Source organism: Segeticoccus sp. (assembly GCF_035708005.1).
Window position 1 is genome coordinate 1 of the sequence record NZ_DASSTI010000130.1, and the last position, 8,859, is coordinate 8,859.

Consider the following 8,859-nt stretch of genomic DNA (forward strand, 5'->3'; position numbering starts at 1 on the left):
ACGATCACGGACCACCTGGCGCGCCGCGTGGCGGCGACGCCCGAGGACACGTCCACGGTCAAGAAGCTGTGGGACGAGACCTTCGGTCTGGAGCGCTGGTGGTTCGTGCCGATGGGCGAGCCGGGGCAGTGGACGCCGGCAGCAACGCCGATCCAGGGGCAGAACATGCTGCTGGGCTTCACCACCCGCGAGCGCGCGCTGGACTTCGCGCAGACCCAGGGCTTTGTCGCCGACGAGCAGGTCATCGACCAGCTCGCCATGAGCCCGGCCGACGTCGTGGCGCACGTCACGGACTACGAGTCCTCGGGCATCGAGGCGCTCATCATGGACGCCGACACCACCGGCTACTTCGCGCCGCTCGAGCACCTGCCGAAGATGTGGTCCCAGCTGCAGGGACCGCTCGAGCCGGTCACCGATGAGGCCCAGGACGAGGAGAACGTTGCCCCGGCGACGGGGGCGCTACCGCGCCTTGATCCTGACGACGCCGACGCCTAGTGCGGTAACACCGCCGACACCATCAGCTCAACTCGTCGCTCGGGCCGCACTGCTCTCGTGGCCTCGCTCACTCATCGTTGCTGCCTCCGGTACTCCTCGCGCTCGGTTCGCAATTGGTCGTTCTCGGCCTCGAGCTGGCCGTTCGTCACCTCGAGTTGGTCATTGGCCGCCTCGAGGTCCAGCACCATCCCCACCCCCGCAAGGTTGAGGCCGGCCCCCAGCAGCTCGTCGATTCGGCGTAGCCGGCTCAGGTCGTCCTCGCTGTAGCGCCGGGTGCCGCCCTGGGTGCGTGCCGGCTCGAGGAGCCCCCGCGACTCGTACAGGCGCAGCCGCTGGATGCCCATGCCGACGAGTTCGGCGGCCACGGAGATCCCGTAGACGCCTTGACCACGCGGCGGTCGGCCGTCCTCCACGGGCACTCCCCACTTCCGTTGAATGAGCCTCTTGCGCCATATTCTCACAAGTGCTATATGAAATCTATAGCGATTGCCACAGTTTGTCCCGTCTGTGGCACGACGGCTGGAAAGGAGTAGTTGGAGGTGGTCGAGATGTTGATGCGTACCGATCCGTTCCGTGAACTGGACCGTCTCACCCAGCAGATGCTGCGCGGCAACGGCACGCTCGCACACCCAGCGGCGATGCCCATGGACGCTTGGCGCGACGGCGACACGTTCGTGGTGGAGTTCGACTTGCCAGGCGTGGCCGCCGATGCCATCGACCTCGACGTCGAACGCAACGTCGTCACGGTCAAGGCCGAGCGCCCGAACCGCACCGAGGACGGCGAGCTGATCGCCGCCGAGCGACCCCGGGGCGTCTTCAGCCGCCAACTGGTCCTGGGCGACAACCTGGACACCGACGCGGTCAGCGCCAGCTACGAGACCGGTGTGCTGACCCTGCGCATCCCCGTGGCGGAACACGCCAAGCCGCGGAAGATCGAGATCAGCACCGGCTCGACCGAGCGGCAGGCCATCAGCGCCTGACCGGTCGACCGGCGGCCCAGTACCCCTCAGTGGTCAGTCATCCAGGAGGGAGGTCAACCGGCAGCGCCAGGGGCGGCGGGCCGTGCCTTTCGCAGGGGCGGGGCACGGCCGGCCTCCGTCCGGCGTCCGGACCACTACTGCCCGATGAGTGCTCGACGGGATCCTTTTGCCGTTCTGGGCGTGCCACCGGATGCCACGCCACAGGAGGTCAACCGGGCCTACCGACGCCTGATGCGTCGCTACCACCCCGATACCCGCATCACCGGTGAGGACGGCGACCGCCTGCTCACAGCGGTCATGACGGCCTACCGGGAGTTGCAGCAACGCGCGGAGATCGCGTCCGAGCCGCCGCCTCGCTCCACTGTGGTCCGACCGACGGAACGCAGAGCAGACCCACCGATCCAGGCGGGACCGGTGCACTGGTGGCCCTCACCCCGCCAGTGAAACCGGTTGGGCGGACAGCCGGTCAGCTCTTGGCCACGTTGATCTGCGACTTCGTGATGGCCCCCTGGGTCTCCGACCACTTCTTGAGGATCTTCAGGTAGTCGGGGCTCGCGATGAGCTTGTTCATGGCGCCCTGCAAGGCCTTGGTGAAGGTGCCGTCGTTCTTCGGGACGGCGATGGCGTACGGCACCGGCGAGTAGGCGTTCCCCGCGGTCTGGAAGGCGCCGTGTGACTTGGCCGCCATGTAGCCGGCCACCCCGGAGTCGGCCAGCGCCGCGTCGATGCGCCCCGTCGACAGGGCGAGGTTGACGCTGTTCTGGTCGGGGTAGGTCTTCTCGTTGATCGCCTTCTTGCCCGCGGACACGCACTTCTTGCTGCGTGCCGCGATGTCCTGGTCCTGGATCGTCCCCTTCTCCGCCGCGACCGTCTGCCCGCACAGCGACATGCCCTGCGGCGACAGGTGCTTGGGGTTGCCCTTCGGCACCAGCAGCTGGGTCCCGGCTCGCATGTAGGTGACGAAGTCGACGACCTTCTCCCGCTGCTTGGTGTCACCGAAGGAGGACATGCCGAGCTGGTACTTGCCCGAGGCCAGCCCGGGGATGATCCCGTCGAAGGACGCCTTCTGGAAGTTGAAGGTGATGCCCAGGATCTTGCCGAGCGCCGCCCCGAGGTCGGGGTCCACCCCGACGATCGTGGTGTTGTTGCTGCCGATGAACTCCATCGGGGCGTACGTCGGGTCGGTGGCGACCGTGACCGAGCCGCTGGAGCGGATCTGCTTGGGCACCAAGGCCGCCAGCTTCGGATCCTTGCTGAGCCCGGCGGTGAGGCCGGCAGCGCCGGCTGCCCCACCGGCGCTGCCGGAGCTGCTCGGGCTGCTCGACATCGAGCTCGAGGAGGCGGTCGAGCTGGACGCCGAAGAGCTGGACGCCGAAGAGCTCGACGAGGAGGAGCTCGCGGACGGTGACGACCCACACGCCGCGACGAGCGTGAGCGCCACGGCGCCTCCCACCACCGCCGTCACACCGGTCAGCTGCCTGTTGCCCATGGTGCCCTCCTGCCGAGTCCTCATGGCGACGAGTTGTCGTCGGACAGGTGATGTCACCGAGCAATGTACGTCCGCCAGATCAGGATTCAAGCCTTTGAATTGCGCTGATCCACAACGAGTCCGGCCGCTCATGGGAGAGGCACAGGGGGCTGCGGCATACTCGTCAGCCAGCGCCCAGCCCGCTTGCAGGTCCAGCGCGCTGCCAACGATCCGAGTGAGGTGACGCCGCGTGACGGCATACGACGTGGTGGTCGTCGGTCTGGGTGCGATGGGCAGCTCGGCTGCCCGGCACCTGGCCGCCCGCGGGCTAAGGGTGCTGGGGCTCGAGCAGTTCACGCCGGCTCACGACCGCGGCTCCAGCCACGGGGACTCGCGGATGATCCGGCAGGCCTACCTCGAGCATCCCTCGTACGTGCCGCTGCTGCAGCACGCCTACCCGCTGTGGGAGGAGCTCGGCGAGCGGGCGCACCAGCGGCTGCTGACCGAGACCGGCGGTGTCATGATCGGCCGGCCCGACTCGGGCGCGGTCGCCGGCAGCCGCCGCAGCGCCGAGCAGTGGGGCCTGCCGCACGAGCTGCTCGACGCGACCGGGCTGCGCGAGCGGTTCCCCACCTTCAGCCCGGGCGACGACGAGGTGGCCCTCTACGAGGAGCGCGCCGGGTTCGTCCGGCCCGAGGCCACCGTCCGTGCGCAGGTCGAGGCCGCGACCGAGGACGGCGCCGACCTGCGCTTCGGCGAGCCGGTGACCGGGTGGCGCGCCACCGGGTCCGGGGTGCGGGTGAGCACCGCGGCGGAGTCGTTCGACGCCGGACACCTCGTGCTGGCGCCCGGCGCGTGGGCGCCCCGGCTGCTCGACCTGCCGATCGCCCTGACCGTCGAGCGGCAGATCCTGCACTGGTACGCCCCCACCGGCGGCACCGAGCCGTTCGCCGTCGGCCGCCACCCGGTCTGGATCTGGGAGGACCCCGACGGCGACGAGGTCTACGGCTTCCCCGCCCTGCCCGGCGAGACCGAGGTCAAGGTCGCGTTCTTCCGCCGGCCGGTGCCCGCCGACCCCGACCACGTCGACCGGGTCGTGCACCCCGAGGAGGTCGCGGAGATGGACGTCACGATGCGCCGCAAGCTCCCCGCCCTGGCCCAGCACACTCGCGCCGTGACCTGCCTCTACACCCTCACCCCCGACAGCCACTTCGTCCTCGGCCGGCACCCGGAGTACCCCCAGGTCAGCGTGGCCGCCGGGTTCTCCGGGCACGGGTTCAAGTTCACCCCGCTCGTCGGGGAGATCCTGGCCGACCTCGCCACCGAGGGCACCACCCCGCACGACGTCAGCCTGTTCGACCCGGCCCGGCCCGCGCTGCGCCGGTAGCCGCGGCGCCGCGCCGGTGCGGGCCCGGCGGGTGGACCCGGCGAGGTGAGCACCCGGCATACGGGACAGACTGAACCCCCGTGCAAGGGGTGCTGACCGGCTTCTGGGTGATCATCGCGGTGATCGCCCTGGGGTTCGGGCTGGCGCACTTCGGGGTGCTGCGCGAGGAGGCGCAGCGCATGCTGACGCGGCTGACCTTCTTCGTCGCCACGCCGGCGCTGCTGTTCCGGCTGCTCGCCCGCAGCGACGTGCACGAGGTGCTGTCCGCGCCGCTGGCCGTGGCGGCGCTCAGCATCGCGGTCAGCGCCGGCCTGCAGGTCCTGCTGTCCCGGCGGGTGTGGCGGCTCGGCACCGACGACACGGTGATCAGCACACTCGCGAGCTGCTATGTCAACGCCGGCAACCTCGGCCTGCCGATCGCGATCTACGCCCTCGGCAACGGCGCCGCGGTCGTGCCGGTCATGCTGCTGCAGCTGGTGGTGCTCGCGCCGACGGCGTTCGCGGTGCTCGACTCGGTCACCTCCGGGCGGCGCGTGTCGCTTGGGATGATCCTCACCATGCCGGTGCGCAACCCGATCACCGTCGGCACGCTGCTCGGGCTGCTCTGGTCGATCAGCGGCTGGACGCTGCCGAAGCTGATCGGCGACCCGGTCACGCTCGTCGGCGACATGGCGGTGCCGGCGGCCCTGCTCGCGTACGGCATCTCCCTGCGCCTCGGCCCCCGCCCGCTCGGCGGCGTCAACCGCGGGCAGGTCACCGGGGTGGCGCTGCTCAAGCTCGTGGTCCAGCCGGTCGCCGCGTATGCCGCCGGCCGCTGGCTCTTCGGCCTGTCCCCGCACGAGCTGCTCACCGTGACGGTGATGGCGGCCCTGCCGACGGCTCAGAACATCTTCATCTACGCCAGCCGCTACCAGCGCTCGATCGTGCTCGCCCGCGACGCGATCTTCGTCACCACGGTGCTGTCCGTGCCGACCATCCTCGTGCTGACCGCGCTGCTGGCGTGAGCCGCCGTCCCCTGCGCGACTGACGACCTGGTCGGTGGCGTTTCGCGGCCTCGGACGGGGGCGAAACGCCACACGCGGGGTCGTCGGTCGCGGGTGGCGGGCACCGGCCTGGAGCGCGGGTACGGCACCATATGGGCCGTGTCCGTCCCGCCCCAGCTCCGCCGCCTCGAGCACCTCCTGCTCCGCGGAGCGCTACGGCCACGCCGCCCGGACGCGACCGTCGTCCCCGCCTTCGCCGCCGGCGTGGGCATGGGGGCGCCGCTGCTCTTCCTCTTCGCGCTCGGCCGGATCGACCTGTTGGTCTTCGCGGCCTTCGGCGGGTTCACCTCCCTCTACGGCCGCAACGAGCCGTATGCCGTGCGCGCCCCGATGCTCGCCGCCGTCGGGTTGTTCCTGACGTCGGCCGTCGTCGCCGGGACGGCGGTGGCGGCGCTGGTCGGGAACGTGGTCGTGTCGATCGTGGTGGTCGCCGTGTTCGCGGGCCTGTCGAAGCTGTTGGCCGACGCCGCCCGGGTCGGGCCGCCGGCCGGGCTGATGCCGGTGTTCGCGATCGCGGTCTGCGCGGAGCTGCCCGTCGACGGCTCCGCCATCCCCGTCGCCGCGCTGACCAGCGGGCTGGCGGCCGCATGGTGCTGGCTGGTGTGCATGTCCGGCTACCTGATCCGCCACCACGGGCCGGAGCGCATCGCGGTGGCACGGGCGCTCGAGGCGGTCGCCGAACGGGTCGTGGCCATCGGCACCGAGCTGGAGCCCACCGCGCGGCACCGCGCCGGCGTCGCGCTGCAGCGGGCCTGGCAGGTGCTCGCTTCGGCCAAGGTCGGCGTCGTCACCGGGCGCTTGGAGGCGCTGTGCGCGTATGCCGAGACCGCCATGGAGCGCTCGCGGCACGCGCACGAGCGGGCCGTGGGGCGCGGTGACCCGGATGCGGAGGTGCCCGAGGTCGTCGACACGGGGACCTTGCTGCGGCTGGCGTCGCAGCTGCGCGGTTTCGGCCGGACCCCCTCGGTCCCGCCCAGCCGCTCGGCGGAGACCGACCTCGCCGAGCGGCAGGCCGCGGCGGCCATCCTCACCGAGCCGTCGGCGCTGCTCACGCATCCCGCCTCGCCCTCCTCGCTGCGGCACATGTCGCGCACGCCGGTGGTGCGGCGCTGGGGGTCCACGCTGCGCGACCTACGACTGTCCTCGCCATACGTGCCCCTGGCGCTGCGGGTGCTGGTGGCCGCCCTCATCGGGAGCGTGGTGGCGCACGCGGCCGGGCTGGGACACACCTCGTGGGCCGCCGTGTCGGCGGCGGCCGTGCTGCAGTCGGTGAACACCGTCTCGACGCTGCACCGCGGGATCCAGCGCGCCGTCGGCACCGGGTTCGGGCTCCTCATCGGCGTCGCGCTGCTGTGGGTGGCGCCCGAGGCCCGCTCTGCGATCGTGCTGGTCATCATCTTCCAGGTGCTGGCGGAACTGACCGTGATGGTGAACTACGCGTTCGCGCTGGTGTTCGCCACGCCCGTCGCGCTGCTGCTGGCCCACGTGGGGCACGCGATCCCGGTCACCACGCTGGCGCGCGACCGGCTGCTGGACACGCTCGTCGGCGCGGTCATCGGCGTCCTGGTCGCCGTGGCCATCCCCAACCACCGGCTCGGCGATGCCCTCCGCGAGGCGATGCGCCAGGCCGAGGTGACGCTGCGACGCGGGCGCGACCTGCTGGCCGAGGGAGAGCAGCCGGAGCAGTTGGCGGCCGGTCGCGACCTGGCGTTGGCGCTGCAGCGGATGCGCAGTGCCTACGACGCCGCCTCCGGCGAGCCCTCCCCCGAGGACCTGCCGGCCGAGAGCTTCCGGCGGCTCGAGCACGAGGGGTTCGCGGTGTTGGCTCGGCTGACGTCCTGACGCGGTCCCCCGGGCCTGCCTGGTGCGGTGACAAAGCGCCCGAGCAGACGCACAAGGCCGGACCGCAGGAGGGGATCGCGGTCCGGCCTTGTCGTCTCGCCGCGCCGGCCGGTGGCAAAGAGCCGGCGCGGCGAGGGGAGCCCAGGTCGAGGGGGCTCCAGTCGTCAGGGCATGGTGGGGATCTGCAGCACCTGCCCGGCGTGCACGTCAGCGGAGCTGAGGTTGTTGGTCAGCTGGAGCTGGTTGACCGCCTGCTGCATCGGCACTCCGGGCATCTGCTCGGTGGCGATCTGCGACAGCGTCTGACCGGGGGCCACGGTGGTGGTGTGGTCGATCGTCGGCACCGCGGGCGCCCCGGCCGACCACATGGTCGCGGCGAGGGTGATCACTGCTGCGGTGACGAGCAGGGTGACGGCGAGCCGGCCGCGCCGGGTGATCCGCACGCTCTGCTCCTGCGCGATGACCCGTGGGCGGGCGGCCCGCTCCGGCGCCCGCCGGGCCGGCGGGGTGATTCGAGGTTGGGCGTCCGGACCGGTCGGCACCAGGCGCAGGTGGCGGCCGCGCCGCCGGCCGGGCGTGGCTGCCCGCCGGTCCCGGCTGGGACTGAGCGCCGAGCTGCCGTCGGTGCGGCCCGGCATACCGAAGTCGGTGAGCTGCTCCCAGGTGGCTGCCGCCATGGTTTCCCCTTCCGTCGGTGCGTCCTGGCTGTGGATGACCGAACGCGTGTGCGATAGGAACTCTGTACGATGTCTAGCACGAGACGCGGACGATGTCGAGACACACCTCGAACGAATGTTTGAGAAGTGTGTGCGGTCCTCGTACGCTGTCCTCATGTCCGAGAGCCAAGCAGGCACCACCGACAACCACGCCGGCCCGAGCTCGGCGTCCCGTCGGTAACCAGGAGGGGAAGACCATGGCTGAGATCCACGAGATGCCCGAGCGGGACAAGAGCGAGGGGCTGACCACGCGGCAGCGGCGCGTGCTCGAGGTCATCCGCAACTCGATCGACCGGCGTGGCTATCCCCCGAGCCTGCGCGAGATCGGCGAGCAGGTCGGCCTGACCAGTCCGAGCAGCGTGGCGCACCAGCTGTCCACGCTCGAGCGCAAGGGCTACCTGCGGCGCGACCCGAACCGGCCGCGCGCGATCGAGGTGGTCTCCCCCGGGTCGAGCGGGCGCGGCTACCGGGCCGGCGACCCCAACCCGGACAGCACCATGGACGAGACCGGCATGGGCGACGAGCGGCCGAGCGCGGAGTACGTCCCCGTGGTCGGGCGGATCGCCGCCGGTGGGCCGATCCTGGCCGAGGAGGTCGTCGAGGACGTCTTCCCGCTGCCGAAGCAGATCGTCGGCGAGGGGGAGCTGTTCCTGCTCAAGGTGGTCGGTGACTCGATGATCGAGGCCGCGATCTGCGACGGCGACTGGGTGGTCGTGCGGCAGCAGCCGACCGCGAACAACGGCGAGATCGTCGCGGCGCTGCTCGACAACGAGGCGACCGTGAAGACGTTCAAGCGGGACCAGGGCCACGTGTGGCTGCTGCCGCAGAACCCGGCCTACGAGCCGATCGACGGCGACCACGCCACGGTGCTCGGGAAGGTCACCGCCGTCCTGCGGCGGGTCTGAGCCTCAGGCCCCGCGGCGCCGGG

Annotated in this window: 10 protein-coding genes; 7 read left to right on the plus strand and 3 right to left on the minus strand. The window is 71.4% G+C overall.

Annotated features, from left to right (window positions below):
* On the plus strand, window positions 1–495 hold a 495-nt coding region (locus tag VFL99_RS12810; RefSeq protein ID WP_325106755.1), incomplete at its 5' end, for a hypothetical protein.
* Between the two features lie 71 nt (window positions 496–566).
* Here the strand turns inward: VFL99_RS12810 and VFL99_RS12815 are convergent.
* Complete coding sequence (locus VFL99_RS12815) at window positions 567–908, minus strand: MerR family transcriptional regulator (protein WP_325106756.1); 342 nt, start codon at window positions 906–908, stop codon at window positions 567–569.
* A gap of 135 nt (window positions 909–1,043) precedes the next feature.
* Here VFL99_RS12815 and VFL99_RS12820 point away from each other — a divergent pair, with 135 nt between their 5' ends.
* Complete coding sequence (locus VFL99_RS12820) at window positions 1,044–1,475, plus strand: Hsp20/alpha crystallin family protein (protein ID WP_325106764.1); 432 nt, start codon at window positions 1,044–1,046, stop codon at window positions 1,473–1,475.
* A gap of 144 nt (window positions 1,476–1,619) precedes the next feature.
* Complete coding sequence (locus VFL99_RS12825) at window positions 1,620–1,919, plus strand: J domain-containing protein (protein WP_325106757.1); 300 nt, start codon at window positions 1,620–1,622, stop codon at window positions 1,917–1,919.
* Between the two features lie 22 nt (window positions 1,920–1,941).
* On the opposite strand, the gene VFL99_RS12830 is transcribed toward VFL99_RS12825, so the two are convergent.
* Complete coding sequence (locus VFL99_RS12830) at window positions 1,942–2,964, minus strand: ABC transporter substrate-binding protein (RefSeq protein WP_325106758.1); 1,023 nt, start codon at window positions 2,962–2,964, stop codon at window positions 1,942–1,944.
* 229 nt (window positions 2,965–3,193) lie between these two features.
* Between VFL99_RS12830 and solA the strand changes: the two genes are divergently transcribed.
* The 3 genes from solA (at window position 3,194) to VFL99_RS12845 (ending at window position 7,215) form a co-directional block, all read left to right on the plus strand.
* Window positions 3,194–4,330, plus strand: coding sequence for an N-methyl-L-tryptophan oxidase (gene solA / locus VFL99_RS12835; protein WP_325106759.1), 1,137 nt, complete (start codon window positions 3,194–3,196; stop codon window positions 4,328–4,330).
* An 80-nt stretch (window positions 4,331–4,410) separates the two neighbouring features.
* On the plus strand, window positions 4,411–5,334 hold the full coding sequence (locus VFL99_RS12840) for an AEC family transporter (protein WP_325106760.1): 924 nt from the start codon (window positions 4,411–4,413) through the stop codon (window positions 5,332–5,334).
* Window positions 5,335–5,472: 138 nt separating this feature from the next.
* Window positions 5,473–7,215, plus strand: a complete 1,743-nt coding sequence (locus VFL99_RS12845; RefSeq protein WP_325106761.1) for an FUSC family protein — start codon at window positions 5,473–5,475, stop codon at window positions 7,213–7,215.
* A 164-nt stretch (window positions 7,216–7,379) separates the two neighbouring features.
* On the opposite strand, the gene VFL99_RS12850 is transcribed toward VFL99_RS12845, so the two are convergent.
* Window positions 7,380–7,892, minus strand: coding sequence for a LysM peptidoglycan-binding domain-containing protein (locus VFL99_RS12850; RefSeq protein ID WP_325106762.1), 513 nt, complete (start codon window positions 7,890–7,892; stop codon window positions 7,380–7,382).
* A 236-nt stretch (window positions 7,893–8,128) separates the two neighbouring features.
* Between VFL99_RS12850 and lexA the strand changes: the two genes are divergently transcribed.
* A complete protein-coding gene (lexA, locus tag VFL99_RS12855) occupies window positions 8,129–8,836 on the plus strand; it encodes a transcriptional repressor LexA (RefSeq protein ID WP_325106763.1) in 708 nt (235 codons plus the stop codon).
* The last annotated feature ends 23 nt before the right edge of the window (window positions 8,837–8,859 follow it).

What these genes read in the sequence shown, in the direction of transcription:
- VFL99_RS12820 (WP_325106764.1), top strand. Translation starts at nt 1,044, where the DNA reads ATGTTGATGCGTACCGATCCGTTCCGTGAACTGGACCGTCTCACCCAG.
- VFL99_RS12825 (WP_325106757.1), top strand. Translation starts at nt 1,620, where the DNA reads ATGAGTGCTCGACGGGATCCTTTTGCCGTTCTGGGCGTGCCACCGGAT.
- VFL99_RS12830 (WP_325106758.1), bottom strand. Translation starts at nt 2,964, where the DNA reads ATGGGCAACAGGCAGCTGACCGGTGTGACGGCGGTGGTGGGAGGCGCC.
- VFL99_RS12850 (WP_325106762.1), bottom strand. Translation starts at nt 7,892, where the DNA reads ATGGCGGCAGCCACCTGGGAGCAGCTCACCGACTTCGGTATGCCGGGC.
- lexA (WP_325106763.1), top strand. Translation starts at nt 8,129, where the DNA reads ATGGCTGAGATCCACGAGATGCCCGAGCGGGACAAGAGCGAGGGGCTG.